We start from the raw sequence: 24419 nt of genomic DNA, 5'->3' as shown, positions 1-24419 counted from the left end.
TCCCCTCCCGCTTGCGGGAGGGGCGTGCCGGTGGCGGATGAATCGCTCAAACAAAAAAAGGGGGAGCCTCTTTCGAGACTCCCCCCTTCGTCCGGCTCGCAAAAATTACTCCGCGGTCGCCTTCAAAATCTTGCCCGGGTTACGGGGCGGCTCGCCCTTCGGCAGCGCGTCGACATGCTCCATGCCGCTCTCGACCTGGCCCCAGACCGTGTACTGGCGGTCGAGGAAGCGCGCGTCGTCGAAGCAGATGAAGAACTGCGAATTGGCCGAGTTCGGATCGTTGGTCCGCGCCATCGAGCAGGTGCCGCGCACATGCGGCTCGGCGTTGAATTCCTGCTTCAGGTTGGGCTTGTCCGAACCCGACATGCCGGTGCCGGTGGGGTCGCCGCCCTGCGCCATGAAGCCCGGGATCACGCGGTGGAACACGACGCCGTCGTAAAAGCCTTCATTGGCGAGGCCGCCGATGCGCGCGACATGCTCGGGCGCCAGGTCGGGGCGCAGCGTGATGACGACATCGCCGCTCTCGAGCGTCAGGGTCAGCTTGGAAAAAGTCTCGGCCATAAGGGGTCTTCCTTGGTTGATGCCCCGCAGGTAGGCATTCCCGTGCCCGCTGGCAAATGCCGCCGTCGCAGTTTAGAGGCGTGACACAGCGTTCATGATCGATCGAGGGAGGCCGAGATCAGCGACACCGAACTCCCCGAACTCGAAACCGAGACCCAGCTGCCCGAAACCCAGCTGGACGAAGACGACCGGCTGAAGCCCGAATATGTGACGGCCGTGCTCGACGCGCTGGAGGCGGGCGACGACGAGGGCGCACGCGCGCTGGTCGAGCCGCTCCACCCCGCCGACATCGCCGACCTGTTCGAGCTGGTCGGGGACGAGGAACGCGTCAATCTGGCGCGCGCGGTCGCGGATCTGCTGAACGGCGACGTCTTCGCCGAGATGAACGACTATGTGCGCGAGCAGCTGATCCAGGCGCTCGAACCGCATGAAGTCGCCGACATCGCCTCGGAACTCGACACCGACGACGCGGTCGCGATCATCGAGGACATGGACGAGGACGAGCAGCGCGCGGTGCTGCGCGCGCTCGACCCGGACGACCGCGCCGCGATCGAGGAGGCCTTGTCCTTCCCCGAGGAGTCCGCCGGCCGCCTGATGCAGCGCGAGCTGATCGCGGTGCCCGAACATTGGACGGTGGCCGAGACGATCCAGTTCCTGCGCGACGACGAGGAACTGACCACCGATTTCTGGGAAATCTTCGTCGTCGATCCGGGCCACCGGCCGATCGGCACCTGCCAGCTCTCCTGGATTCTGCGCGCGCCGGGGCAGATCGTGATCGGCGACGTGATGAAGCGCGAACAGACGCTGATCCCGGTCGACATGGACCAGGAAGAAGTCGCGCTGCGCTTCCAGAAATATGCACTGATCTCGGCTGCGGTGGTCGACGGCAGCGGGCGGCTGGTCGGCATGATCACCGTCGACGACATCGTCCACATCATCCAGCAGGAGGCGGGCGAGGACGTACTGCGCCTGTCGGGCGCGGGCGAGGGCGACATCAACGAGCCGATCCTCGACAGCTACAAGAGCCGCGTCCGCTGGCTGCTCGCCAACCTGATCACCGCGATGGTCGCCTCCTCGGTGATCGCCGCGTTCGAGGGGACGATCGCGCGGATGGTGGCGCTGGCCACGCTGATGCCGATCGTCGCGGGCGTGGGCGGCAATGCGGGCACGCAGACGCTGGCGGTGACGGTGCGCGCGCTGGCGACCAACCAGCTGACCCGGTCCAACACCGCGCGTGCGATCATGCGCGAGATTCGCGTGGCGATGATGAACGGCGTGACCGTCGCGGCGGTGATCGGGGTGGGGGTGAGCCTGGTCTTCGGCAACCCGGCGCTGGGCATGGTGATCGCGGCGGCGATGATGACCAACATCCTGGTCGCGGGGCTGGCGGGCGTGCTGGTGCCGGTGACGCTGGAACGGTTCGACGCCGATCCGGCGGTGGCGTCCTCGGTGTTCGTGACGATGACGACCGATTCGATCGGGTTCCTGGCGTTTCTGGGCCTGGCCACGGCGGCAGGCCTCACCGGCTGAGCTGTTCCTCCCCTGTAAGGGGAGGTGGCAGGGCGAAGCCCTGACGGAGGGGTGTCACGCTCTCGATAGGGGTGACACCCCTCCACCATGCTGCGCATGGTCCCCCTCCCCTTACAGGGGAGGAATTAATGATCGTGATCGTGCCCGTGATCACGCCCATGCGGCACGTTGCGCAGCGCCTCCAGCACCTCGTCGGTGCGCGCGGGGTCGCCGATCGCCAGCACATGGCCCGCGCTGTCGGCGGTCAGCGGGTCGCCGTTCCAGTCGCACATCCGCCCGCCCGCGCCCTCGACCACCGGGACCAGCGCGGCGAAGTCGTGCAGCTTCAGCCCCGATTCGCAGACCAGGTCGATATGGCCGCTCGCCAGCAGGCCGTAATTGTAACAGTCGCCGCCATAGACCGGCCCCTGGCGCGGGGACTGGCCGCTGACCGCGGCGACCAGCGCCATGAAATGCGGCACGTCTTCGTCGTCGAACAGATGCGGGCTGGTCGTCGCGATGGTCGCGCCGTCCAGGTCGCGACAGGCGCGGGTGCGCGTCGGCTGTCCGTTGAACAGGGTCGGCCGTCCCGCCACGCCCAGCCAGCGCTCACGCGCGATCGGCTGGTCGATGATGCCCAGCACCGGCCAGCCATTTTCGACCAGCGCGATCAGCGTGCCGAAGATCGGCCGCCCGACGGTGAAGCTGCGCGTGCCGTCGATGGGATCGAGCACCCATTGGCGCCCCGTCACGCCGTCCTTGACGCCATATTCCTCGCCATGAATGCCGTCGCCCGAACGCTCCGCCTCCAGGATGCGGCGCATCGCCGCCTCCGCCTCGCGATCGGCCAGCGTCACGGGCGAGCGGTCCTCCTTGATTTCCAGCCCCATTTCGGTGCGGAAATAGGGGCGGATGGCGGCTCCGGCAGCATCGGCAAGACGAAGGGCCAGCTGAATATCGTCGGCGTGTACGGACATATTAACCCGGATAGGATAGGACTGCGCGATCAGCAATGGACGCCATGATCGCAACGGGATAGGCGTTAACTATCTTAATATAAGGAATGGGGCGATGAGGGCAGTATTGGGCGTTCTCCTGGCGATGGCAGCGGTACCGGCCGCGGCGGCCCTGCGTCCCGGTGCCCCGGCCCCCGATTTCACCACGCGCGGCGCGGTGGCGGGCAAGGTCTTCACGCTGCACCTCAAGGAACAGCTGCGCCACGGCCCGGTCGTCCTGTATTTCTTCCCCGCCGCCTTCACGAGCGGATGCAGCGCCGAAGCGCGCGCCTTTGCCGAGAAGATCGACGCCTTTCGTGCGGCCGGTGCGCGCGTGATCGGCATGTCGGCCGACCCGGTCGACAAGCTCGCCGCCTTTTCCAAGGCGGAATGTGCGGGCAAGTTCCCGGTCGCCAGCGCCGGTCCTGCGATCGTCAAGGGCTATGACGTCGCGCTCGGTCGTCAGATCGAGGGGCGCGATATCACCTCGCGCACCAGCTATGTCATCGGTCGCGACGGCCGCGTCGTCTTCGTCCATGACGACATGAACCCCTCCGAGCATGTCGCCACGACGCTGGCGGCGGTACGCGAATTGCAAACCCGTCGCTGACAGGCGCGTGTCATGGGGCTTTACCGGGGATGGGGCGACACGGCGGATGCAGGACCGCGGCGAGCCATGACCACATCTGCCAGTTTGTATGAGCGTATCGGCAAGTTTCTGGAAGATCACCGGCTCTCCCCCGATCCGGCGCATTACGCCTTTGTCCATGCGATCCTGACCAATCCCAAAGGCAACCTCGCGCGCGCGGTCGAGTCGCTGATCGATGGCGGCGTTCGCCTGCATCAGGACGATATCGTCCGGCTGGGCGGTCCGGAGGGGGCGTCGAGTCCCATGCCCGAACCGGATGCGGCCGAACCGGCCGTCCGCGAATCGGCGGCCGACCGCGTCGCGCCGCCCGAGGCGGAGGCGCGGTCGGACGCGCTGGCCGAACAGACCGAGAATCAGGTCACGGCATTCATGTCGGTGATGCGTACCTTCCAGGAGGATACCTCGGCCTTCGGGGCCAATCTGGCGCGCAACGTAGAGGAAATGAACCGCGCGGAGATCGACCTGCCGACGCTGGCGACGCTGACCGGCGAGATGCTGGAGCGGATCCACGCGACCGAACGGCGGCTGGAGCAGGCGACGGCGGAGGCCGACACGCTGCGCGAGAAGCTGGCCGAGGCGCGGGCGACGGCGCGGCGCGACCCGCTGACCGGGCTGGCCAATCGGCTGGCCTTTTCCGAGGCGCTGGGACAGTGTTTCCAGGCTTCGGACGGTTGCCACCTGGCACTGTGCGACGTCGACCGGTTCAAGCGGATCAACGACGAGCTGGGCCACGCCACGGGCGACCGGGTGCTGCATTCGATCGGCAAGATCCTGGCCGAGGAATGCCAGGGGCATCTCGTCTGCCGTCATGGCGGCGAGGAATTCGCCATCCTGATGTCCGGCCTGACCACCAGGCAGGCGGCGGCGCTGGTCGAACGGGCGCGCGATGCGGTGCGCAACCGCCGGATGCGCGTCCGGGAAACGGGCGAGCCGGTCGGCGAAGTCACCTTCTCGGCCGGGATCACCGCGCTGAACCCCGAGGATACGCAGGAGACGCTGTTCGCGCGGGCCGATGCGCTTCTGTACCGAGCGAAAAAGGAAGGTCGCGACCGCGCCTGCAACGACGCCTGATTTTCCGCCATCGGATGGCGGAAAATCCCGTCGGGTCGTGGCGGAATTTCCCAGGGTCGGAAAAGGATTTCCAGAAAACCACGGAAATCCGCCATTTTTAAAACTGGCACGCTCTCTGCAATGTCCCTGGTATCGCCGGTCGGATGGTCCGACCGGCAGGTTTCTCAGGGAGTTTCACCATGTTCGCTTCGTTCCAGACCCGCCAGATCCTCGTCTCGGTCCTTGGCGCTTTCGTCTTCGCCGGTCTCGCCATCACCAGCGCCGCACCGATCTTTCCGATCGCCTGAGCGTGATCGTGCCTTACCCCTCTGGCGGCCGGGCCATGCCATTCTGACACCCGGCCGTCCTTCTTTCCCCTATCAGGCGACCGCGCCTGCACCCACCGGGCCGACCGGGGCTTCCTCCTCGCGCGAATAGGTGCCCGTCAGCACGCCGGCGGCCAGCACATGCCCCGCCATCGCCTCGACCATCGCACCGCGACCCGGCGTCTGTCCGCCGATATCGACCACGGCATCCAGCGCGAACAGCTGGAAGACATAACGATGTTCGCCATGCCCGCGCGGCGGATCGGGCGGCAGCCAGCCTTCGCTCAAGTAGGAATTGCGCCCGACATCGCCCCCTTCGGGCGTGCCCGCGCCATCCGCGACGATCGCGCCCTCGGCCAGTTCGCCTGCGCGCGGTGGCAGGTTCCAGACGATGGCGTGGACCAGCGGCTGCGGCGTCGGCGCGTCGGCATCCTCGACGATCAGCGCCAGCATCGCGGTACCCTCGGGCGGATCGCCCCAGTAGAGTGGCGGCGACACCCCCTCGCCATCGGCGGTGAAGCGTTCGGGCAGCCGCGCCATATCGCCAAAGGCCGGGCTGTTGAGCGGCATCGCGGCGGGCGGCGCCAGTTCGGGACGAACGACCGCGATCGATTCGACCCCGGCGCGCCAGCCGCTCATCGCCTTGCCCAACCATGCTGGCAGATGTTCGAGCATCCTTGTCTCCTCTATCGCGGCTTCACGGGAACGGCCCGCGTTCGCCAGACGGTCAGCGTATCGATCGCACCTCGGCATTCGGTCATCTGCTCGGCATGGAGCAGGCGGAAACGGGTGCCGTCCCAGCCGAATTGCTGCGCATCGCCGCAATCGCCCAGCCCCCGGCCCTTGCCCCAGCTCGACAGGCGGCCGTCGCGCGACCAGTCGACATTGACCAGGATTTCGGGCTGGCCGGGTTCGGGCGTCTCGCCGAAATGATAGGCGAAGTCGAAATCGGCGGGGCTCAACCGCCCGTCGCGCCAGATCAGCGGCTTCACCAGATAATTATAGGCGCCCGCGCCGCAGGACATCAGCACCAGCGTGCTGCGCCGGTCGAGCCGGTGCGCGTCGGCGCTGAACGGGCTGCCATCGTCGATCACGCAGCGATAGCGTCGCCGCGCCTCGCCGATCGCGGTGGCGGGGATGGCGGGGGCTGCGCCGGGCGGCGGGGTGACGACCTGCACCATGGGCAGCGCGGGCGCGGCACCACGATAGCGTTTCGTGCCGCGGGCGATCAGCGCGGAGGTCGTGCCCACACGTCCCTGCCGTTCGTCCATATAGCGAAAGGCGGCCGATGCGCCCGCCAGCGCAAGGGGGTGCGAGGTCGGCGTCAGCAGCGTGGCGCGCCGGCCCCTGGCGATGGCGGCGACAAGTGCGCTGGCGGAGGCGCCCTGCCACTCGCCCTCGCCGTCACGGTCCAGCGGGGTCGAGGCGATGGTCCGGCCATCGACCCGGACGCTCGCCGTCTTCGCCTTGCCGGTCAGGTCGCGGATACGCACCGTCACCCGGCCGCCGCCGTCGCGCGCGACGATCAGCCCGACATCCTGAAGCATCGATTCCCCGGCCGCCAGCGACGCCGCCTCGCAGGCCCGGCCATTGTCGCAGGCGACGATCCAGTCGCGGAACAGCTTCGGCTTGCCCGGCCTGGGCGTGTCCGGCGTGGTCGCCGCGCTCGCCGCCGTTGCGGCCAGTGCTACGCTCACGGCAAGGCTCATGCGAATCATACCCGATCAACCCCTTTGCTGGCGATCCCGTTCCGAACCGGATAGGGCGCGTTGCAACAGGCTTTGTGGCAGAGATGCGGGCCAGAAGAACAGGCCGGAAAGCAGGCCAAAGGAACAGGAGAGTGTCGATGAAGTCAGTGGGCGTGATCGGAGCCGGTCAGATGGGCGCGGGCATCGCGCAGGTCTCGGCGGCGGCGGGCTATGCGGTGAAGCTGGCGGACGTCTCGGCCGAGCGTGCCGAGGCGGGCAAGGCGGGCATCGCCAAGGCGCTCGACCGGCTGGTGACCAAGGAAAAGACGACGCGCGAGGACGCCGACGCACTGCTCGGCCGAATCGAGCCGGTCGGCAGCCTGTCCGCCATGGCGGATTGCGAATTGGTGATCGAGGCCGCGACCGAGCGCGAGGCCATCAAGCGCGCGATCTTCGAGGAGGTCGGCAAGGTCATGTCCGACACCGCGATCCTGGCGACCAACACCTCGTCCATCCCGATCACCCGGCTGGCGCAGGCGGCCCCCGATGCGGGCCGCTTCGTCGGCGTGCATTTCTTCAATCCGGTGCCGGTGATGGGCCTGATCGAGCTGATCCGCGGCCTCGCCACCTCGGACGAGACGGTCGCCAAGGTCGAGGCTTTCGCACAGGAACTAGGCAAACGCGTGGTCCACGCGAACGACGCGCCGGGCTTCATCGTCAACCGCGTGCTGATGCCGATGATCAACGAGGCGATCTTCGCGCTGGGCGAGGGCGTGGCGACGATCCCCGATATCGATGCGGCATGCCAGCTGGGGCTGAACCATCCGATGGGTCCGCTGACGCTCGCCGATTTCATCGGGCTGGACACCTGCCTGGAGATCACCCGCGTGCTGTTCGAGGGCACCGGCGATCCCAAGTTCCGGCCCGCGCCGCTGCTGATTAAATATGTCGAAGCGGGCTGGTATGGCCGCAAGACCAGGCGGGGCTTCTATGATTATTCGGGTGCGGAGCCGGTGCCGACGCGCTGACCCACCAAATCCTCCCCATCTCCGATGGGGAGGTGGCAGGGCGAAGCCCTGACGGAGGGGCCTCGCCGCAGGCAAGGATGCCCCACCACCCCCGCTTCGCGGCGGTCCCCCTCCCCAAGCAAGCTTGGGGAGGAATTTAGAACGCGCCGTGCACCCGCAGGGCGAAGACCTCGGCGGGCCCGCGATCGCGATTGTACCCCGGATTCTCCACATATTGTGCGTCCAGCGTCACCGCGAGCGCGCGGGAGACCGCGACGTCGTAATAGGCCTCGGCAATCTCCTCCGCGCCCGCATTGGGCAGCTTGCCGTCGCCGACCAGCACGCCCAGCCCGCCCGCCGCCAGATAGCGGCGATGCTCGGCCGAAATCCCGTTGGCGATCAGCGCGAGTCCGACCCGGTCCTGCGCCCGGCCCCAGCCTTTGCCGTTCAGCGACCCGCCGATCTGTGCCGTCCGGTCGATATCGGTGAAGTCATAGGGCTCGATCGACCCATCACTCACCCCGACCCGCGCGAACAGGCCGAGCGTATCGGTCAACGCCTGGTCCATGTTCATATAGCCGCCCACCCGCGTCATCCGCCGCCGGGTGACGGACGGATCGACCGCACCGCCGGTCGCGGCGGCATAGGCCAGCGCCTCGTCGAAGCGGCTGAAATTCCCCCGGTTGCGGAAAAACCCGAAGCGCACCGATCCGGGCCGCCCGGCCACCTCGTGGCGATGATCGACCTCGGCATCGAGCTGATACTGGCCGAAGCCATGTTCCAGCCGCTCGCCATTGGGGACGGTCGACAGGTTGAACAGCCCGGTGCGTAAGCTCCAGTCGCCGCGATAGAGTTCTGCGGCGATGCCGGTGGTATAGCCCCAGGCGTCGGCGGCATAATCGAAGCTGCCGGTATCGACCGCCGACCAGTTGAGGAAATCGCCGCGCGGGTCATGGGCGTACGGGTTGGTATCGAACACGTCGCCGACGCCGAACTTGCCGATGGTCAGCACGACCCGGTCGATGCTGCGCGATCCGCCCAGCTGGTTGGCGACGCCCGCCACCGCCTCGCGCGGGCCGCCAAGCCCGAAGGTCTGGCGGAAAAAGGCGCGTTGCAGCCGGAAATAGGGTTCGCTCTTGCCGACCTTATAGGCCTCCGCGCTCGGGAAGCCCGCGACGCCCAGCGTGTTGGACAGGCCGAAACCCTGGTCGATCTCGGGATTCATCCACAGTTCGCCGCCCTTCCAGGCGCGGGCGCCGACAAAGGCGGTGACGTCGGTCGTCTCCTTCAGCTGACGCGGGGTCAGGCTGTTCGCGCCGGTATAGGGTGAGGCAAAGCCGCCGACCCCCTGTGCGACGAGCGTGGCCTGGCCGTGGATCGCGAAATCCTCCGGCTGGCTGTCCTGCGCGGACGCGGCGCGCGCGACGAGGAACAGGCCGCACAGCGCGGCCCGCGAAACGATACGGATCATGACGTTTTTCCCGGATCAGGCCGATGGGCGGGTGCGACGTATCGGCTGGGGCCGGGTGGATGCAACGGCGCGGAGCAGCCGGGCGCGCTCGCGCGGGACGCTGGCCATCACGGTGGCGAGGGAATGGGCGCGGACATGCGCGCGGAACAGGCTACGGGTCATGGCAGACCTCCTTCGGGTTCGTGTGGTCGAGCCCGGCGGAAGGTCGGCGAGGAACGGCTCTAGCGGGCCGACATCGTCGACCCCGTCAGGCCCGTCAGACGGTCGGCAAGAACGTGGACGCGAAAGCGTCTACTGTCCTCGTCGCCGGACAAGGGACTAGATCGGGGCATTGTGATCCTATGCGTGAGTCGGCCACGTCTGCGGTCGACAGGGCGCGCCATAGCGTGCGTGGTTTAGGGATCAACCCCGTAAAGGTGATATTCCTCCCCTGTAAGGGGAGGGGGACCAGCGAAGCTGGTGGAGGGGTGTCCCGCTCTCGATAGGGGTGACACCCCTCCGTCAGGGCTTCGCCCTGCCACCTCCCCTTCCAAGGGAGGAGTTTATGCGATCAACAGACCCGCCAGCGCCGCCGACATCAGATTGGCCAGGCTCCCTGCGATCAGTGCGCGGATGCCCAGGCGGGCGATGGTCGGGCGCTGATTGGGGGCGAGGCTGCCCGTCACCGCCATCTGGATCGCGATCGACGAGAAATTGGCGAAACCGCACAGCGCGAAGGTGATGACCGCGACGGTGCGCGGCGACAGCTGTGCGGCCTGCTTGCCCAGGTCGATATAGGCGACGAACTCGTTGAGCACGATCTTCTCGCCGAACAGGCCGCCCGCAATGCCCGCTTCCTTCCACGGCACGTTGAGCAGCGCCATGATCGGCTGGAACACGTACCCCAGCAGTGCCTGGAAGCTCAGCCCCGGAATACCGATCAGATTGCCCAACCCGCCGAGCAGCCCGTTCGCCAGCGCGACCAGCGCGACGAAGGCCAGCACCATCGCGCCGACCGCGACGGCCAGCTTCACGCCGGTCTGCGCACCCTGCGCCGCCGCCATGATGATGTTGGCGGGCTTTTCCTCGTCATGCGTGGCTTCGGCCAGCGCGATCTTCTCGTCCTCGATCACGTCGCCCAGCGGCAGCTGCCCGGCGGGGGGCTCCATGCGGTCGGGCATGATGATCTTGGCCATCAGGATGCCGCCGGGCGCCGCCATGAAGCTGGCCGCGAGCAGATATTCGATCGAGATGCCCATCGAGGCATAGGCCGCCAGGATCGTACCCGCCACGCCCGCCATGCCGCTGGTCATTACGGTGAACAGCTGCGCCGGGGTGAGCCCGGCCAGATAGGGGCGGATGACGAGCGGCGATTCGGACTGGCCGACGAAGACGTTGGCGGCGGCACAGAGCGACTCCACCTTCGACACGCCGATCACCTTCTCGATCGCGCCGCCCAGCCAGCGCACGACCAGCTGCATGATCCCCAGATAATAGAGGATCGAGACGAGCGCGGCGAAGAAGATGATGACCGGCAGCGCTTGGATCGCGAAGTTGCGGCCCAGCGGATCGGACGCCAGCGCGCCGAACAGGAACTTGGTCCCCTCATTCGCATAGCCGAGCAGCCCGGCAACCCCGCCCGACAGCCATTGCAGCACCCGCTTGCCCCACGGCACATAGAGGACGAGGATCGCGATCCCCGCCTGCAACGCAAAGGCCGCGCCGACGACGCGCGGACGGATCGCCCGGCGGTCGGTGGACAGGGCAACGGCGATGCCCAGAATGACGAGAATGCCGGCGATACCGATGGCGAAACGATTCATGCGCGCTGCTTAACTATCCCGCTTGGGGCGATGAGACCATGACGCGGCCCCCCGGCTGCGCGGAGGCCGATCATAAGCAAGGTGCGGGGGGACCGCCATAGTTTTGATCGCGGGGGGATTTCGATCCTCCCCGGTACGGGGAGGGGGACCAGCCGCAGGCTGGTGGAGGGGGGCTTCCACGAAGCGAGCCCTTTGATGCACGCCCCCTCCACCACCGCTTCGCGGCGGTCCCCCTCCCCGTACCGGGGAGGATCAGAAGATGCCGAGGAATTTCTTGCGCTGGGCCTTGGCCTCGCCCGGATTGCCTTTTCCGTCCTCGGCCTTGGCGGTGGTGCCGCGCCCGACATCGTCGCGTGGAGCGCCCTTGGTGGTCCGCTGCGCACTCGCTCGCGCACCCGACAGCACCGGGCCGCACGCTGCCGCCTTCGCGTCGCCGACATCGACGAAGGCCAGCACGCCCGCCAGCGGTGTGGCCACCACCGCCAGCCCAAGCCCGGCCCCGGCCCGCGCCAACAGGCTGCCGCTGATCGGATCGATGCCGGGATGCGCGAAGCTGCCGGTGATGCCGACCGGCGACTGGCCGGAGAACAGGCTGAAGGTCTTGGCATCGGCGCGCACCGCCATGTCGAGCGCTTCGTTGCGGAAGCTGAACCCGCCGCGACCGGTGATGACGTTCTTCGACGTGTCGATCAGGATCGGATCCGCCGCCGCCACGCCGCCGCGCACGGTGAAGGCGATCAGGCCGCAATTGATGCGTACCGGCTCCTTCAGTTCCTTCTCGAACATCTTCTGGACGAAGGTGCCGATGTCGAGCTCGGCGAGCTGCGCATTCTTGGTCCACAGCGAGCCCGCAGGCAGGATGAAGGCCATCCGCCCATTCGCGCTGGCGAGCGAGTCGTGGATGGTGTCGCCGCGCCCGGTCAGCTGGACCCGACCCTTGACCGTGCCGGTCGTTCCCGCCTCCGCCACGCCCCAGCCCGCCAGCAACCGCCCCAGCGGGGTCGGCGACAGGCGGATGTCGTAACGGACGAGGCTGGGTCGCTGGCGCGTGTCGAACAGCAGGTCGGAGGCCACATCGCCGCGCGCCATGGCGAAGCGCAGCGGCGACAGGGTCAGCTTGCCGCGATCCAGCGCCAGCGTCAGGTCGACGTTCGAGATCGGCACGCGGCGCGAGCGCACGGTGCGGATCGTCCATTTCAGATCGGCATCGAAGCGCTGCATCGTCGCCACTGGCAGCGCCGCGTCCGGCAGCAGCCGCTGCGGCCCGACCCCGGTCGCCGCGGCGGCGGCCTCCGCACCCTTGGTCGCGACGATATCGGGATTATAGCCGATGAAGGGCGCGGCATCGATGATGTCGAGCTTCTCGGTCGTCAGCGTCGAATCGAGGTGCAGCCGCTCGCCATGCGTGACGGTCAGCTTGCCCGCCAGGTCGCTGTCGCCGAAATTGCCTTTCATCCTGGTGAAGCGATAGACGTCGCCGTCCTTCACCAGCTGCGCATGCAGGTCATAGGTGCGGGTGCGCGGGATGACGACGCCGATGACCTCGAGCAGGGTGGACAGGTCCTTGCCGCGCGCGCGGGTGCGAAGCGGCACATTCTCGACATCGGCGATGGAGGGGAGGGTACCGGTGACATCGACGATGTTCCCCGCCGCGCGCATCCGCGCGACCAGTTCGTTCTTGCCGCGATTGGCGGTGGCGTCGGGCGAGAGCAGTTGTGCGTTGAGCAGGAACGGGGTCTCGCGGATCACGCCCTTGCCGCGCACGCCGACCGCCCGGCCGATGCGGGCGTCCTGCGACCGGAAATCGGCCAGCGCCAGGTCCGCCGTCACCTGCATCCGGGGGTCGCGGTAACGGATCGTCGTGCCGTTCACTACGGCCACGTCGATGCGCGGAAACTCCAGCCGCCTGCCGCCCTTCTTATCGCTGAAGGTCCATGTGTTGGTGCGGTGGTCTGGCGTCCATTCCAGATCGACCGCGCCATTGGTCAGCTCCAGCCAGGTGAAGCGCCGCCTGCCGAACAGCAGCGACAGCGGGGCGATGCGCGAATCGATCCGGTCGGCGGTGAACAGGTTTGGCCGGGTCGCCCAGCCGGGGTTGGAGATGGCGATCCTCTCGGCGACGAACTTGATCCGCCACGGCGCGAAATAGAGCTGGAAGTCGCCGCCCACGCTGACGGTCCGGTGGGTCAGCTTGCCCGCGATCGATTCGAAGGGGTGGCGCAGGAACCGCCCCTTGGTGACGAACAGCACCAGCCAGATCGCGGCGATGACGGTGACAAGGCCGATGGCGATGCGAATCGCCCAGACACGCCACCCGGGCCGGGCAGCGGTCGAACGCGCGGGATTGTCGGCCGCAGGCGCCTGATCCATGGCCATCCCAAGCGCGCAAGCGAGGCGCTGGTTCCCTTTGGGGTTCCCGATGGGCGATCGGTTGCATTCTTCCCCCGCTTCGTCTATGCGGCCCGCTTCCCGAGCGAGGTGTCACGAACGGCCCGGCCATCAGGGCTGCCGCGGCCGTTTCTGCCTTAGCTCTAGCGAAAGGAAAAAAATGCCCAAGCTCAAGACCAAGAGCGGCGTCAAGAAGCGCTTCAAGCTCACCGCGACCGGCAAGCTCAAGCACGGCGTCGCCGGCAAGCGCCACCGCCTGATCAGCCATAACGGCAAGTATATCCGCCAGAACCGCGGCACCTCGGTCCTGTCCGATGCCGACACCAAGACCGTGAAGGCCTGGGCGCCTTACGGCCTGAACTGATTTCTGGAAGGATAGAGAGATATGGCACGCGTCAAGCGGGGCACGACCACCAAGGCGAAGCATAAGCGGATTTTGGATCAGGCGAAGGGCTATTATGGCCGTCGCAAGAACACCATCCGTATCGCTCGCCAGGCCGTCGAAAAGGCCGGTCAGTATGCGTATCGCGACCGTAAGGTTAAGAAGCGGACCTTCCGTGGTCTGTGGATCCAGCGCATCAACGCCGGCGTCCGGGCCGAGGGCCTGACCTATTCGCAGTTCATGCACGGCCTGAAGCTGGCGGGCGTCGAACTGGACCGGAAGGTCCTGGCCGATATCGCCATGCACGAGGGCGAGGCCTTCAAGGCGATCGTCGCTCAGGCGAAGGCTGCTCTGCCGCAGGCCGCGTAATTCGCGACTGACGGACTAGCGCCGGAAATCAGGAAAGGGCGTCGGTGGGTTTCCACCGGCGCCCTTTTTTTGTAAATATTCCTCCCCGGCACGGGGAGGGGGACCATGCGAAGTATGGTGGAGGGGGCTCTCCACATAGGTCATCCCTAGGCGGCGAACCCCCTCCGTCAGGCCTGTCGGCCTGCCACCTCCCCGTGCCGGGGAGGATTGCAATCGTCTCAGTACCGGACGGTCACCGTCCCCAGGATCGAGCGCGGTGCGCCGTAATAGCCGCCGTCGAAGGTCAGCGCCGTCAGGTACTTCGCATTGGTCAGGTTGCGCAGGTTCGCCGACAGCGCGATCCGCGACGTGATGTCATACTTCGCCATCAGGTCGACCAGCGCATAGCCGTCCTGCCGGACCGAGCGGGTCTGGGTATAGATCACGCTCTGATACTGGGCCGACGCACCCAGTTTGAGTTCAGGCAGCGCGGGCGGCGAATAGACGATGTTCAGACGCCCGGTGTTGCGCGGCACGAACAGGCGGGCGGGGTCGCCATTCTGATCCTCGACCCGCATCAGCGTATAGCCGCCGGTGACCTGTACGCCCTCGGCCAGTCGTCCGCCGACCTCCAGTTCGATACCTTCCGACTTGGCGTTCACCCCGCGCGAGACGAAGCGGCCGTTGACGAAGCCGATGCTCTCGGCGGTATTGTTCTGGTGGACGCGGAAGATCGCCGCGCTGGCGTTCAGCCGCCCGCCGAACCAGTCGCCCTTGATCCCGGCCTCGATATTCTTGCCGCTGACCGGCGCCAGGATACGGCCGTCCTCGCCGATCGCGTCCTGCGGATTGAAGATCGTCGTATAGCTGGCATAGGCGCTGAGCGACGGGCTCAGGTCATAGGTGACGCCCGCGAAGGGCGAGAAGCGCGTAGTGTCGTAATTGGTGTCGACGCCGTACGAAAAGCCGATGCTGCGCGCATGGGTGACGTTGCCGCCCAGCATCAGCTTCAACGGATCGGCCAGGCTGAGCCGGACCAGACCATAGGCGGTCTCGCGCCGGGTCTGGGTATTCTGGCTGGAGGCATAGTCGGTCGAGAAGGTCGTCGGGAAATTGACCTTGGGGAACGTGCCCTGGAACAGATCGGGGAAGGGCAGCGTCAGGCCGACCTGCGAATAGTCGTAAGCCGACCCCTGCTTGTAATCCTGCGCGCTGCGGTTGACGCCGAACATCAGCTGATGCTCGCGCCCGAACAGCGTGAAGGGGCCGGTAGCATAGGCCTCCACGGTCAGGTTGCGCGTCTGCGCGCGGAAGGCACCGGGATAGCTCTTGATCCCCAGGAAATCGCCCGGCTTGGCTGGGTCCGGGGCGATGCCGTTGGGCGCGCCGCGCACCGGATTGCCATAGACGTAGAACAGCTCGTCCGCCTCGCTGGTCGCGCGGCGCACCGCGCTGATCCGCGCGACCCAGTCCCCGGCGAAGTGATGGGTCAGGTCGCCGAAGATCTGCCGGTCGATCACGTTCCAGCCCGCCCATTCGGGCGCGACATTGGTCGATCGCGGCATGTCGATGCGCGTGCCGTCGGTATAGGTCAGCGGCAGCGCGCCCCACATCGCGCCATGGCTCTGGTGATCCTGATGGCCGTAACCACCGCTCAGCACGGTATCGGGGCCAAGGTCCGCCTCGACCACGCCATAGCCGGTCCAGCGGCGCAAGCTGTAGCGATCCAGATAGCTGTCGGCGTCCGACAACACGCCGACGACACGCGCACGGACATGGCCGTCCTTGGTCAGCGGCGTGCTGACATCCGCGTCCAGGCGCAGGCTGTTGAACGATCCGTACTGGACGCTGGCGGTCGCCTGCAAATCCTTGGTCGGGCGCTTGCGGACGAAGTTGATGACGGCGGACGGGTTGCCGGTCGGCGACAACAGGCCCGGCGCGCCACGCACCACCTCGATATGATCATAGATGGCGGTGTCGATCGATCCGGTCTGGATGCCGAAGGCGAAGGGCACGCCGATGCCGTCGATCTGGAAGGTCTGGATGTCGAAACCGCGCGCCGAATAATAGACGCGGTCGGTCTCGTTCGCCTGGACGTTGATGCCGGGCACCGTGGCCAGCAGCTGGTTGACGTCGTTCAGCTGGAAATCGGTGATCTGCTGGCGGGTGACGATGCTGACCGATTGCGGCGTCTCGCGCAGGGTCAGGGGGATGCGCGTCGCGGTCGTCTGCCCCTCGATCGTATAGTCGTCCGACCCCTCGGTACGCTGGCCGGTCACCACGATGTCGTCGCGCGAGACCTGGGGATCGACCGCCAGGGGGGGATCGGCCGCCACGGGGGTGGAGGTCGGGGCGGTGATGGCGGCGGCACCGGCCGCCAGCGTCATCAGGATCGGCATTGCGGGAACTCCCTGTTTTTCCGCCTCCTATGAATGATGGCATGTTATTGCAAGTCAGTATCGAAAGCAAAAACGTCACGAATTGGGGGCGTTGCTATGAGGTACCGCGGAACCGCAAATCGCATCGTCCGGCCCTAGCCATGCCGGACAGCCGCCCCCACATGGACCCCGACATGGCGCTTCATCTGACCAAGGTCGCATTCGGGGCGGCCAGTATCGATCATCTGGCCGAACGACTGAAGATGCGGGCGCAGGAAGGGCCGGTGTTCCTGACCACGCGCTATCTGCCCAAGCGGCATGAGGAAGTGGCGGGGCAGGGGTCGCTCTTCTGGATCCTGAAGCACCAGCTGATCGCGCGTTCGCCGATCCTGTCCTTCGGCGAGGCCGAGGGCGGGCGCTGCGCGATCCATATCGATCCCGAACTGGTGCTGGTGCAGGCGCTGCCCCGGCGGGCGCATCAGGGCTGGCGATATCTGGAGGCGGCGGATGCGCCCCCCGATCTGGGTGGGGCGGCGTCGGGGATCGACACCATGCCGCCGGTGCTGGTCGGCAAGCTGGTGGAGCTGGGGCTGATCTGATCCGATTCCTCCCCTGCCGATTTTCCCTCGCCCCTCGCAGAGGGGAGAGGGTTGCGCAGACTTGGTCTTTGCGAAAGCAAAGGCCTAGTCGGAGCTGGGTGAGGGGTGCGCGCTCATGACGTGAGCGCGCGAGCCCTTCGGCTCGCTCAACCCCTCACCCAAGCTTCGCTAGCCAGCAGGCTGGCAAGCTACGCTAACCCTCTCCCCTGTCCAGGGGAGAGGGAAGAAGAGGGCGTTCATTGGCCCTAGATCAGAACTTCGGGCCAGCCACGGCCGCGCGGGTCTTTTTCGGGGTGTCGGCGAACAGCTTGGCGATCGCGGTGTTGCGGGCGTCCTGCGACGCATATTCGCGGGCGGAGAGACCGGCGACGCTGTCCGCCGTGTCGGGATCGGCTCCGGCGTTCAGCAATTCGCGGACCATGCCGATGTCGTGCCGCTGCACCGCGCGGATCAGCGGGGTCTCTCCGGAGGCATTGCCGATATTCGGGTTGGCCTTCGCTGCCGTCAGGACGCGGATCATGTCGGGCTGGCCGCCCGCCACCGCCAGCAGCAGCGGCGTGTTGCCGCGCCCGTCGCGCAGGTTCGGATCGGCGCCCTTCTGGAGCAGGAAGCGCAGATAGGTCTCGTCGCCGCGCTTGATGACGATGTGCAGCGCGCCCTCGCCGCTGGTCACGTCGCGCGTGTTGATGATGCTGGCGCCGGGGCGGTCCAGCATGTTGGTGACGTCATTGCCCTTGGCCTCGCGCACGGCCTGAAGGAATTTGTAGCTTTCCGACTGCATCATCTGCGCCGCGGCCGGCGTGGCGAGGGCGCCGAGCAGCGCGGCGGCGAGCAGGGGGCGAAGGGACATGAAACGAAATCCTGAGCAATGGAGCATGGCTTGCGCCGAGCGATTTATCACAGCAAGGCTGTCGGCGTCATGACCCGATTGCTCCTGTCCCTTCTGACCCTGCTGGCGCTTCCCCTGGCCGGTTGCGGCCCCTCCCAGCCCGAAGCGCAGGCGCCGCTGGCGGGGGCGAAGATCGGCGGGCCGTTCCAGCTGACCGACGCGACCGGCAAGACCGTCACCGACCGCGATTTCGCCGGGCGCTACCGCGTGATGTATTTCGGCTATACCTTCTGCCCGGATGTCTGCCCCACCGACATGCAGGCGATCGTGGCGGGCCTGAAGCTGCTCGACAAGAGCGCACCCGCAAAGGCGAAGAAGATCGCGCCCCTCTTCATCACCGTCGATCCGGAGCGCGATACGCCCGCCGTGGTCGGCCGCTTCGCCGCCGCCTTCGACCCGCGCATCGTCGGGCTGACCGGCACGCCCGCGCAGATCGAGGCGGTGAAGAAGGCCTATGCCGTCTGGGCGGCCAAGGGCGACAAATCACCCGGCGGCGGCTATCTGGTGAACCACAGCCGCCAGGTCTATCTGATGGACCCGTCGAACAAGCCGCTGGCGCTGGTCCCCGCCGATGAGGGGCCGGAGGCGGTCGCCAAGTCGCTCGACCAATGGGTCCGCTGATGGAGCGGTGCTGATGGAACGGTTCTGGGAAAAGCCGATCGAAAGCCTCGACCGCGCGCAATGGGAGGCCTTGTGCGACGGCTGCGGCAAATGCTGCATCCACAAGCTGGAGGATGAGGAGACGGGCGAGCTGGTGCCGACCAACGTCGCCTGCCGCCTGCTCGACCGGCGCAGCGGCCAATGCTCCAATTATCGTCACCGCCGCGCCTATGTTTCCGAGTGCGTGCGGCTGACCATGGGCAATGTCCGGTCGATCGACTGGCTGCCCACCACCTGCGCCTATCGCCTGCGCGCCGCGAACGAGCCGCTGCCCGACTGGCATTATCTGATCTGCGGCGACCGCGAGGCGGTGCACCGCGCCGGACAGTCGGTGCGCGGCTGGACGATCAGCGAGGATGACGCAGGCGATTTCGAAAACCATATCGTGGACCGGGAATTGTGATCGACGAAGTCGTCCGTCATCCGACTGCCAAGACCATCCGCCTCAGCGTCGATCCCGCCACCGGCACCGCCCGGCTGGTCGTGCCCAAGCGGGCGGGGCTGAAAAAGGCGCTCGCCTGGGCGGAGGATAAGAAGGACTGGATCGCCGCGCAGCGGGCGCGCCTGCCGCATCCGCAGCCTTTCGTGCCGGGCGGGGCGATCCCGTTCGGCGACACGGTGCTGACGCTGGAATGGGAAGAGGGCCGCGCCCGCGTCATCCAGCGCGACGGCGACCGGCTGCTCGCCTCGGGTCCGGTCGAGACACTCGGCCGCCGGGTCGAGGCCTGGCTGAAGCGACAGGCGCTGGAGACGCTGGCGCGCGAGACGGCGGAGGTCGCGCGTCTGGCGGGCGTCACCGTGTCCAAGGTCAGCGTCGCCGATCCCAAGGCGCGCTGGGGCAGCTGCGCCTCGACCGGCGCGATCCGCTATAGCTGGAGACTGATCCTGGCGCCCGGCTATGTTCGCCGCGCGACGGTGGCGCATGAGGTCGCGCACCGTGTCCATATGAACCACGCCCCCGCCTTCCACGCGCTCGTCGCCGAGCTGCTGGGCGAGGATCCCGCGCCCGCCATCGCCTGGTTGCGACAGCATGGCGCGGGGCTTCACTGGTTCGGTCGGTCGTCCTGACGCTCGCGGGTTGAGCCGCGCGGGCCGTTGGCGGGGGAGCGCGGATCGCGCGTCGCCCCGCCCGCGCCGCGACCCGTCACCCGGTCGATCCAGGCCTGGTCCAGCCGCTGCGGCTGGGCCGGAGCCTGGGGCGGCTGCGGCTGCTGCGGATCCGGTGCACCCGGCTGTGGTTGCTGGATCGGAACCGGGGCGCCCGGTTCGCGGTGGGTCGGGATCTCGACCGCCTCGCTGCCGTCCTCGGGTGCGCCTGCGCTGGGCAGGGGCAGCGGATTGCCATCGGCGTCGACCGCCGAGACGCCATTGTCGGGCTGGCCGAAATAGCTCTCCTCGTCCGGCTCCAGCTGCCACTCGGGCAGCGTGACCTGGGTGTCGAACTGCTCGATCGGGCGGTTGGCGACCGCGACGCGCATATAATCGGCAAAGGCCTTGGCGGGCGCGGTGCCGCCGTGCAGCCCGGCGACCGGCTTGCCATTGTCGCGACCCATCCACACGCCGGTGGTGATCCCGCTGGAGAAGCCCAGGAACCAGCCGTCCTTCGAGCTGGTGGTCGTACCCGTCTTACCCGCGACCGGCCGTCCGATCTGGGCGGCGCGGCCGGTGCCGGTGTTGACCGCGGTCTGGAGCAGGTCGGTCATCTCGGCGGCGACATAGGGTGCGACCAGCACATGGCTGCGGTCCACCTCATGCGTATAGATCGTCTGGCCGTTCGCCACGACCTTGGTGATGCCATAGGGCGTCACCTTCACGCCCTTGTTGGCGATGCTGGCGAAGGCGCTGGTCATGTCGATCACCCGCACTTCCGACGTGCCGAGCACCATCGAGGGGTGGGTGTTGACCGGCGTGGTGATGCCGAAGCGGCGCGCCATGTCGGCGACGGTCTGGAACCCCACCTCCTGGCCCAGCTTCGCCGCCACGGTGTTCAGCGAATAGGCAAAGGCGGTGCGAAGCGAGACGCTGCCCGAATTGCGGCGCGAATCGTTGCGGGGGGACCAGCCGTCGATGGTGACGGGCTCGTCGACCACCTTGTCCTCGGGCTTGTGACCCGCCTCCAGCGCGGCGAGATAGACGAACAGCTTGAAGGCCGAACCCGGCTGGCGGACGGCCTTCGTCGCACGGTTATAGTTGGTGGACACGTAATCGAGCCCGCCGACCATCGCGCGCACGCCGCCGTCGCGGTCCAGGCTGACCAGGGCTCCTTGCGTTCCGGGCGGGGCATCCTGGCGAACCGCGGCATCGGCGGCGCGCTGCATGTTGAGGTCGAGCGTCGTCCAAACGTCGAGCGGCGCACTCTGCTCGTCGATCAGCGTGTCGAGCTGGGGCAGCGCCCAGTCGGTGAAGTAACGGACCGAATTCTGCCTCGGCTCGGGCGCCAGCTTCAGCGCCTGCGGATCGGCATTGGCGGCCTGGTCGGGCGTGATGAAGCCGTTGCGCTCCATCTGCTGGATGACCACGCCCGCGCGGCCCACGGCGGCCTCGGCATCGGCGGTCGGCGAATAGTTGGACGGCGCCTTGACCAGACCCGCGATCACCGCGGCTTCCGACAGGCTCAGGCGCTCGGCGCCGTGGCCGAAGAACTTGCGGGCCGCCGCATCGATGCCGTACGCCCCGCCGCCATAATAGACCTTGTTCAGATAGAGTTCGAGGATCTGGTTCTTGGAGAATTTCAGCTCCATCGCCAGCGCCAGGATCGCCTCGCGGAACTTGCGGCCGAACTTCTTCTGGTTGTTCAGGAAGATGGTGCGCGTGATCTGCTGGGTGATGGTCGAGCCGCCCTGTTTCCAGCGGCCCTTTTCCAGCCGGACCTCGACCGAACGGGCGATGCCGATCGGGTCGACGCCCGGATGCTGGCGGAATCGGCGATCCTCGACCGCGATGGTCGCGTCGCGCATGACGATCGGTATCTTGTCATAGGACAGCCACTCGCCATAGCTCGGCCCGAGCGAGACGATCACCGTGCCGTCGGCGGCATGGACGCGGATCATCTGGCCGTTGGGCGAGGATTTCAGCTCCTCGAAGCTCGGCAGCTGCGACTTGGCGACGAAGACCGCGATGACCAGCGCACCGACCGCCAGGACGGCGAGCCCGATCAGGACCTGCAGGGTTACGACGATCCGGCGCCGCCAGGGAGAGCGGGGCTTGGAGGAGCGGGGCCGGGTGGACCGGGAAGACGACGCGCGAGGCATGGGACGGCTTGCGAATTACAGGGCTTTGGACATGACCACAAGCGGCCGATGCCGCACCGCGTCTTGCACTGGGCTGAACCAGCGGAATGTCGAAGATCTTCCTGCAAAGATATCGGGTCAAACGTGTTAGTCTTTTATACGGGATCGGCTAATAGAGAAGAAGCAAGCCGAATTCGGGGTGAGATCGGTGGAAAGGGCAGGGATGGAACAGGTCGAACAGCAGCAGGGCGCGTCGGCGGAACGCCGCACGGGCAAGCGGCATTCGGCCGTCCTGCTTCTCGGTAAGGTCTGCGGCGATGTGCCGGGCGTTTGTCTGGTCCACAATATCTCCGCCTCCGGCCTGATGGCGCGATTCGTCGATGTGCCCAATGTGGGTGATTCGATCACGATCGAGGTACGCGGCCTGTCGCCCGTGTCCGGGACCGTGCGTTGGGTGAACGGGCGCAAGGCGGGCATTCAGTTCGACTCGCCGCAACCCTATGAGCAGATCTTCTCGCACGAGAATGAGGACGACACGGTTCCGCGTCCGCCGCGCTTCCCCGTCGCACTGACCGCCGATGTCCGGCTGGGCACCCACAAGTTCACGACCGCGATGCTCGACATTTCGGCCGGCGGCGCGAAGCTCCAGGCCGAAGGGCCGGTGCAGACGGGACTGGCAGGGCATATCGTCGTGAAGCCGCTGGGCACCGTGATTTCGGGCACCGTCTGTTGGGTGCATGAGGGCCGTTTCGGCTTCCGATTCGTCTCGCCGCTGTCGATGGACTCGCTCGCGGCGATCGTCGGGCTGCGCTAAACGCAAGCAGACGGCAAAACAGACCGGGCGACGGTGTCGCTCGGGGCTGGTTTTAGAAGGCTTCCTGAAGAATCTGGTGCGGTCGAGAAGACTCGAACTTCCACGGCCTTTCGGCCACAACGACCTCAACGTTGCGCGTCTACCAATTCCGCCACGACCGCACTCGATAGTCACCACCGGCAAGCCGGAGGGCTGGTAGGCCGGTGCCCCTAGCAAAGCGATACGGACAGCGCAATGCCTTTCGTCGGGAATATCGATTTGTCGGGCGGGCGGGTTCCTTCTGTGGCTTTGGGCTTTAGGAACGGGACATGAGCCTTTCCCTTCGTCCCGATCGAGCCGAGGCGCGCCGTCTTCTGGGCCTTGCCTGGCCGGTGATGCTGACCAGCCTCAACTGGACTATCCTGCACGTCACCGATGTGATCGTGGTCGGCCGGGTGGGCGAGCATGAGGTCGCCGCGCTCTCGGCCAGCCGGTCGCTGACCTATGTCGCGATCGTCACCGGGCTGGCCTGGCTGTCGGGGGTGCTGGTCCGCGCATCGCGGGCCGACGGAGCGGGCGACCTGCCCGAAACGGGCCAGGCGCTGCGCGACGGCCTAGTGCTGGGGCTGATCCTGGGCGTGGCGGCGATGCTGATCCTGGGGCTGGGCGGGGCGCGGCTGCTGGCAGGGATCGGGGTCGCACCCGCGCTGATCGAGTCGGGCGCGCGCGTCGTGGCCGTCATGGCGCTGGGCTATCCGTTCCAGATGGTGATGATCGCGGCCAGCTTCTTTCTGGAGGGGATCAGCCGTCCGCGCCGGGTGACGATGGTCAATCTGTCGATCCTGCCGATCAACGCCGCGCTCGCCTGGGCGCTGGCGGGGGGCGAGATGGGCTTGCCCGCGCTGGGGGCGGTCGGGGCGGCACTGGCGACGGTCATCGCCTCGGCCCTGGGGGCGGTGGCGATGGTGGCCAGCGCGATGCGGCTGCCGCGCGGCGGGCAGCGCGGCGTGCGGCGGCTGGACCGGGCCGCCTGGGCGCCGACGCTGGCGGGCGCGGCCGGGCTGGCGCGATTCGGGATGGTGCCCGCCATCGCCTCGGGCCTGGAACTGGCCGGGTTCGCGATCCTGATCGCGCTGTCGACCCGGCTGGGCGATGCTACCGCGCATGGTTTCCAGGTGGTCTTCTCGGTTCACAACGTCACCTTCGCGCTGGCGATCGGTCTGGGATCGGCGGCCGGGGTGCGCGCGGGCAATGCGGTGGGCGAGGGCGCGGCCCCGGCGGCGGTGTCGCGCACCCTGCTGGCGGTCGGGATCGCCGCGCTGGCCATGGGCGCGTGCAGCCTGATCTTGTGGACGATGCCCGCCGCCGTCGTCGGCGCCTTCCCCGCCCTGCCCGAGGCGCATGCGGCGGCGGTGGCGATGCTGATGATCTGGGCGCCCTTCATCCTGTTCGACGGGGTGCAGGTCGTGCTGGTCTATGCGCTGCGCTCGCTGGGCGGTCAGGTGGCGGCGGGGATCAACAGCATCATCGCCTATTTCATCGTCACCGGCGGCGTGGGCTGGTGGCTGGTCACGAGCGGCTGGGGCGCGCCCGCGCTCGCCTGGGCGTCGGGGATAGGGATGCTGGTGGCGGCGGCCCTGCACGGGACGCGGTTTGGGGTCATTGCGCGGCGGTTGCGGGGATAGCTCAGGCTT

23 protein-coding genes and 1 tRNA gene are annotated in these 24419 nt (G+C 67.3%); 12 read left to right on the top strand and 12 right to left on the bottom strand.

Going from position 1 to position 24419, the window contains the following annotated elements:
- Nucleotides 1-105: 105 nt before the first annotated feature.
- Nucleotides 106-561, bottom strand: a complete 456-nt coding sequence (locus ACQR50_RS17490; RefSeq protein WP_056436311.1) for a peptidylprolyl isomerase — start codon at nt 559-561, stop codon at nt 106-108.
- A 117-nt stretch (nt 562-678) separates the two neighbouring features.
- Between ACQR50_RS17490 and mgtE the strand changes: the two genes are divergently transcribed.
- Entirely contained in the window at nt 679-2091 is a 1413-nt protein-coding gene (gene mgtE / locus ACQR50_RS17485) for a magnesium transporter (RefSeq protein ID WP_428970736.1), read from the top strand.
- A 125-nt stretch (nt 2092-2216) separates the two neighbouring features.
- On the opposite strand, the gene ACQR50_RS17480 is transcribed toward mgtE, so the two are convergent.
- Nucleotides 2217-3047: an inositol monophosphatase family protein gene (locus ACQR50_RS17480; RefSeq protein WP_428969277.1), complete on the bottom strand. Its 831-nt coding sequence runs from the start codon at nt 3045-3047 to the stop codon at nt 2217-2219.
- Between the two features lie 94 nt (nt 3048-3141).
- Between ACQR50_RS17480 and ACQR50_RS17475 the strand changes: the two genes are divergently transcribed.
- Both ACQR50_RS17475 and ACQR50_RS17470 read left to right on the top strand, forming a co-directional pair.
- Entirely contained in the window at nt 3142-3675 is a 534-nt protein-coding gene (locus tag ACQR50_RS17475; RefSeq protein WP_428969276.1) for a peroxiredoxin, read from the top strand.
- A gap of 66 nt (nt 3676-3741) precedes the next feature.
- Nucleotides 3742-4785: a diguanylate cyclase gene (locus ACQR50_RS17470; protein ID WP_428969275.1), complete on the top strand. Its 1044-nt coding sequence runs from the start codon at nt 3742-3744 to the stop codon at nt 4783-4785.
- Between the two features lie 359 nt (nt 4786-5144).
- On the opposite strand, the gene ACQR50_RS17465 is transcribed toward ACQR50_RS17470, so the two are convergent.
- Both ACQR50_RS17465 and ACQR50_RS17460 read right to left on the bottom strand, forming a co-directional pair.
- A complete protein-coding gene (locus ACQR50_RS17465) occupies nt 5145-5765 on the bottom strand; it encodes a YbhB/YbcL family Raf kinase inhibitor-like protein (protein ID WP_428969274.1) in 621 nt (206 codons plus the stop codon).
- Between the two features lie 11 nt (nt 5766-5776).
- Nucleotides 5777-6799 (bottom strand): DUF1176 domain-containing protein, encoded by a 1023-nt coding sequence (locus tag ACQR50_RS17460; protein ID WP_428969273.1) that lies wholly within the window; start codon nt 6797-6799, stop codon nt 5777-5779.
- A 137-nt stretch (nt 6800-6936) separates the two neighbouring features.
- On the opposite strand from ACQR50_RS17460, the gene ACQR50_RS17455 reads away from it, so the two are divergent.
- Complete coding sequence (locus tag ACQR50_RS17455; protein ID WP_056436294.1) at nt 6937-7806, top strand: 3-hydroxybutyryl-CoA dehydrogenase; 870 nt, start codon at nt 6937-6939, stop codon at nt 7804-7806.
- A 136-nt stretch (nt 7807-7942) separates the two neighbouring features.
- Here the strand turns inward: ACQR50_RS17455 and ACQR50_RS17450 are convergent, their stop codons facing one another.
- The 4 genes from ACQR50_RS17450 to ACQR50_RS17435 form a co-directional block, all read right to left on the bottom strand.
- A complete protein-coding gene (locus tag ACQR50_RS17450) occupies nt 7943-9256 on the bottom strand; it encodes a carbohydrate porin (RefSeq protein WP_428969272.1) in 1314 nt (437 codons plus the stop codon).
- 15 nt (nt 9257-9271) lie between these two features.
- A complete protein-coding gene (locus tag ACQR50_RS17445; RefSeq protein ID WP_428969271.1) occupies nt 9272-9418 on the bottom strand; it encodes a hypothetical protein in 147 nt (48 codons plus the stop codon).
- A gap of 380 nt (nt 9419-9798) precedes the next feature.
- On the bottom strand, nt 9799-11058 hold the full coding sequence (locus ACQR50_RS17440) for a NupC/NupG family nucleoside CNT transporter (protein WP_056436288.1): 1260 nt from the start codon (nt 11056-11058) through the stop codon (nt 9799-9801).
- Nucleotides 11059-11310: 252 nt separating this feature from the next.
- Nucleotides 11311-13428 (bottom strand): AsmA family protein, encoded by a 2118-nt coding sequence (locus ACQR50_RS17435; protein WP_428969270.1) that lies wholly within the window; start codon nt 13426-13428, stop codon nt 11311-11313.
- Between the two features lie 178 nt (nt 13429-13606).
- Here ACQR50_RS17435 and rpmI point away from each other — a divergent pair, with 178 nt between their 5' ends.
- Nucleotides 13607-13810, top strand: a complete 204-nt coding sequence (gene rpmI, locus ACQR50_RS17430; protein WP_007406658.1) for a 50S ribosomal protein L35 — start codon at nt 13607-13609, stop codon at nt 13808-13810.
- A gap of 21 nt (nt 13811-13831) precedes the next feature.
- Nucleotides 13832-14197 carry a 50S ribosomal protein L20 gene (gene rplT / locus ACQR50_RS17425; protein ID WP_042488147.1) on the top strand — a complete coding sequence of 122 codons (366 nt, stop codon included), beginning with the start codon at nt 13832-13834 and terminating at the stop codon, nt 14195-14197.
- Nucleotides 14198-14415: 218 nt separating this feature from the next.
- On the opposite strand, the gene ACQR50_RS17420 is transcribed toward rplT, so the two are convergent.
- Nucleotides 14416-16575 (bottom strand): TonB-dependent siderophore receptor, encoded by a 2160-nt coding sequence (locus ACQR50_RS17420; protein WP_428969269.1) that lies wholly within the window; start codon nt 16573-16575, stop codon nt 14416-14418.
- Nucleotides 16576-16748: 173 nt separating this feature from the next.
- Between ACQR50_RS17420 and ACQR50_RS17415 the strand changes: the two genes are divergently transcribed.
- Complete coding sequence (locus ACQR50_RS17415) at nt 16749-17153, top strand: DUF1489 family protein (protein WP_056436469.1); 405 nt, start codon at nt 16749-16751, stop codon at nt 17151-17153.
- Between the two features lie 250 nt (nt 17154-17403).
- Here the strand turns inward: ACQR50_RS17415 and ACQR50_RS17410 are convergent, their stop codons facing one another.
- A complete protein-coding gene (locus ACQR50_RS17410) occupies nt 17404-18003 on the bottom strand; it encodes an ankyrin repeat domain-containing protein (RefSeq protein ID WP_428969268.1) in 600 nt (199 codons plus the stop codon).
- Nucleotides 18004-18072: 69 nt separating this feature from the next.
- Here ACQR50_RS17410 and ACQR50_RS17405 point away from each other — a divergent pair, with 69 nt between their 5' ends.
- Genes ACQR50_RS17405 through ACQR50_RS17395 form a run of 3 tightly spaced genes read left to right on the top strand, consistent with a single transcriptional unit; the run spans nt 18073 to nt 19770 of the window.
- Nucleotides 18073-18663, top strand: a complete 591-nt coding sequence (locus tag ACQR50_RS17405) for an SCO family protein (RefSeq protein ID WP_428969267.1) — start codon at nt 18073-18075, stop codon at nt 18661-18663.
- A gap of 13 nt (nt 18664-18676) precedes the next feature.
- On the top strand, nt 18677-19105 hold the full coding sequence (locus ACQR50_RS17400) for a YcgN family cysteine cluster protein (protein ID WP_056436278.1): 429 nt from the start codon (nt 18677-18679) through the stop codon (nt 19103-19105).
- Nucleotides 19102-19770, top strand: coding sequence for a M48 family metallopeptidase (locus ACQR50_RS17395; RefSeq protein ID WP_428969266.1), 669 nt, complete (start codon nt 19102-19104; stop codon nt 19768-19770). The genes ACQR50_RS17400 and ACQR50_RS17395 overlap by 4 nt, the downstream gene beginning before the upstream one ends.
- Here the strand turns inward: ACQR50_RS17395 and ACQR50_RS17390 are convergent.
- Complete coding sequence (locus tag ACQR50_RS17390) at nt 19746-21953, bottom strand: transglycosylase domain-containing protein (RefSeq protein ID WP_428969265.1); 2208 nt, start codon at nt 21951-21953, stop codon at nt 19746-19748. The genes ACQR50_RS17395 and ACQR50_RS17390 overlap by 25 nt on opposite strands.
- 202 nt (nt 21954-22155) lie before the next feature.
- On the opposite strand from ACQR50_RS17390, the gene ACQR50_RS17385 reads away from it, so the two are divergent.
- On the top strand, nt 22156-22746 hold the full coding sequence (locus tag ACQR50_RS17385; RefSeq protein WP_428969264.1) for a PilZ domain-containing protein: 591 nt from the start codon (nt 22156-22158) through the stop codon (nt 22744-22746).
- A gap of 74 nt (nt 22747-22820) precedes the next feature.
- On the opposite strand, the gene ACQR50_RS17380 is transcribed toward ACQR50_RS17385, so the two are convergent.
- A tRNA-Leu gene (locus ACQR50_RS17380) sits at nt 22821-22907 on the bottom strand.
- Nucleotides 22908-23054: 147 nt separating this feature from the next.
- Here ACQR50_RS17380 and ACQR50_RS17375 point away from each other — a divergent pair.
- Complete coding sequence (locus ACQR50_RS17375; protein ID WP_428969263.1) at nt 23055-24410, top strand: MATE family efflux transporter; 1356 nt, start codon at nt 23055-23057, stop codon at nt 24408-24410.
- Nucleotides 24411-24419: the final 9 nt, after the last annotated feature.

This window comes from Sphingomonas sp. Xoc002, assembly GCF_050408055.1.
GTDB classification, from domain to species: Bacteria; Pseudomonadota; Alphaproteobacteria; order Sphingomonadales; family Sphingomonadaceae; genus Sphingomonas; species Sphingomonas yabuuchiae.
The sequence above is the reverse complement of the archived record's forward strand: the minus strand, read 5'-3'. Positions and strand labels throughout refer to the sequence as shown.

Bases quoted from the DNA above. Each gene is read 5' to 3' on its own strand.
- ACQR50_RS17385 (WP_428969264.1), top strand. From the start codon at position 22,156: ATGGAACAGGTCGAACAGCAGCAGGGCGCGTCGGCGGAACGCCGCACG.
- ACQR50_RS17445 (WP_428969271.1), bottom strand. From the start codon at position 9,418: ATGACCCGTAGCCTGTTCCGCGCGCATGTCCGCGCCCATTCCCTCGCC.
- ACQR50_RS17450 (WP_428969272.1), bottom strand. From the start codon at position 9,256: ATGATCCGTATCGTTTCGCGGGCCGCGCTGTGCGGCCTGTTCCTCGTC.
- ACQR50_RS17415 (WP_056436469.1), top strand. From the start codon at position 16,749: ATGGCGCTTCATCTGACCAAGGTCGCATTCGGGGCGGCCAGTATCGAT.
- ACQR50_RS17410 (WP_428969268.1), bottom strand. From the start codon at position 18,003: ATGTCCCTTCGCCCCCTGCTCGCCGCCGCGCTGCTCGGCGCCCTCGCC.
- ACQR50_RS17490 (WP_056436311.1), bottom strand. From the start codon at position 561: ATGGCCGAGACTTTTTCCAAGCTGACCCTGACGCTCGAGAGCGGCGAT.
- rpmI (WP_007406658.1), top strand. From the start codon at position 13,607: ATGCCCAAGCTCAAGACCAAGAGCGGCGTCAAGAAGCGCTTCAAGCTC.
- ACQR50_RS17435 (WP_428969270.1), bottom strand. From the start codon at position 13,428: ATGGATCAGGCGCCTGCGGCCGACAATCCCGCGCGTTCGACCGCTGCC.
- ACQR50_RS17420 (WP_428969269.1), bottom strand. From the start codon at position 16,575: ATGCCGATCCTGATGACGCTGGCGGCCGGTGCCGCCGCCATCACCGCC.
- ACQR50_RS17455 (WP_056436294.1), top strand. From the start codon at position 6,937: ATGAAGTCAGTGGGCGTGATCGGAGCCGGTCAGATGGGCGCGGGCATC.
- ACQR50_RS17405 (WP_428969267.1), top strand. From the start codon at position 18,073: ATGACCCGATTGCTCCTGTCCCTTCTGACCCTGCTGGCGCTTCCCCTG.
- ACQR50_RS17475 (WP_428969276.1), top strand. From the start codon at position 3,142: ATGAGGGCAGTATTGGGCGTTCTCCTGGCGATGGCAGCGGTACCGGCC.
- ACQR50_RS17460 (WP_428969273.1), bottom strand. From the start codon at position 6,799: ATGAGCCTTGCCGTGAGCGTAGCACTGGCCGCAACGGCGGCGAGCGCG.
- ACQR50_RS17375 (WP_428969263.1), top strand. From the start codon at position 23,055: ATGAGCCTTTCCCTTCGTCCCGATCGAGCCGAGGCGCGCCGTCTTCTG.
- ACQR50_RS17400 (WP_056436278.1), top strand. From the start codon at position 18,677: ATGGAACGGTTCTGGGAAAAGCCGATCGAAAGCCTCGACCGCGCGCAA.
- ACQR50_RS17390 (WP_428969265.1), bottom strand. From the start codon at position 21,953: ATGCCTCGCGCGTCGTCTTCCCGGTCCACCCGGCCCCGCTCCTCCAAG.
- ACQR50_RS17470 (WP_428969275.1), top strand. From the start codon at position 3,742: ATGACCACATCTGCCAGTTTGTATGAGCGTATCGGCAAGTTTCTGGAA.
- ACQR50_RS17480 (WP_428969277.1), bottom strand. From the start codon at position 3,047: ATGTCCGTACACGCCGACGATATTCAGCTGGCCCTTCGTCTTGCCGAT.
- ACQR50_RS17465 (WP_428969274.1), bottom strand. From the start codon at position 5,765: ATGCTCGAACATCTGCCAGCATGGTTGGGCAAGGCGATGAGCGGCTGG.
- rplT (WP_042488147.1), top strand. From the start codon at position 13,832: ATGGCACGCGTCAAGCGGGGCACGACCACCAAGGCGAAGCATAAGCGG.
- ACQR50_RS17440 (WP_056436288.1), bottom strand. From the start codon at position 11,058: ATGAATCGTTTCGCCATCGGTATCGCCGGCATTCTCGTCATTCTGGGC.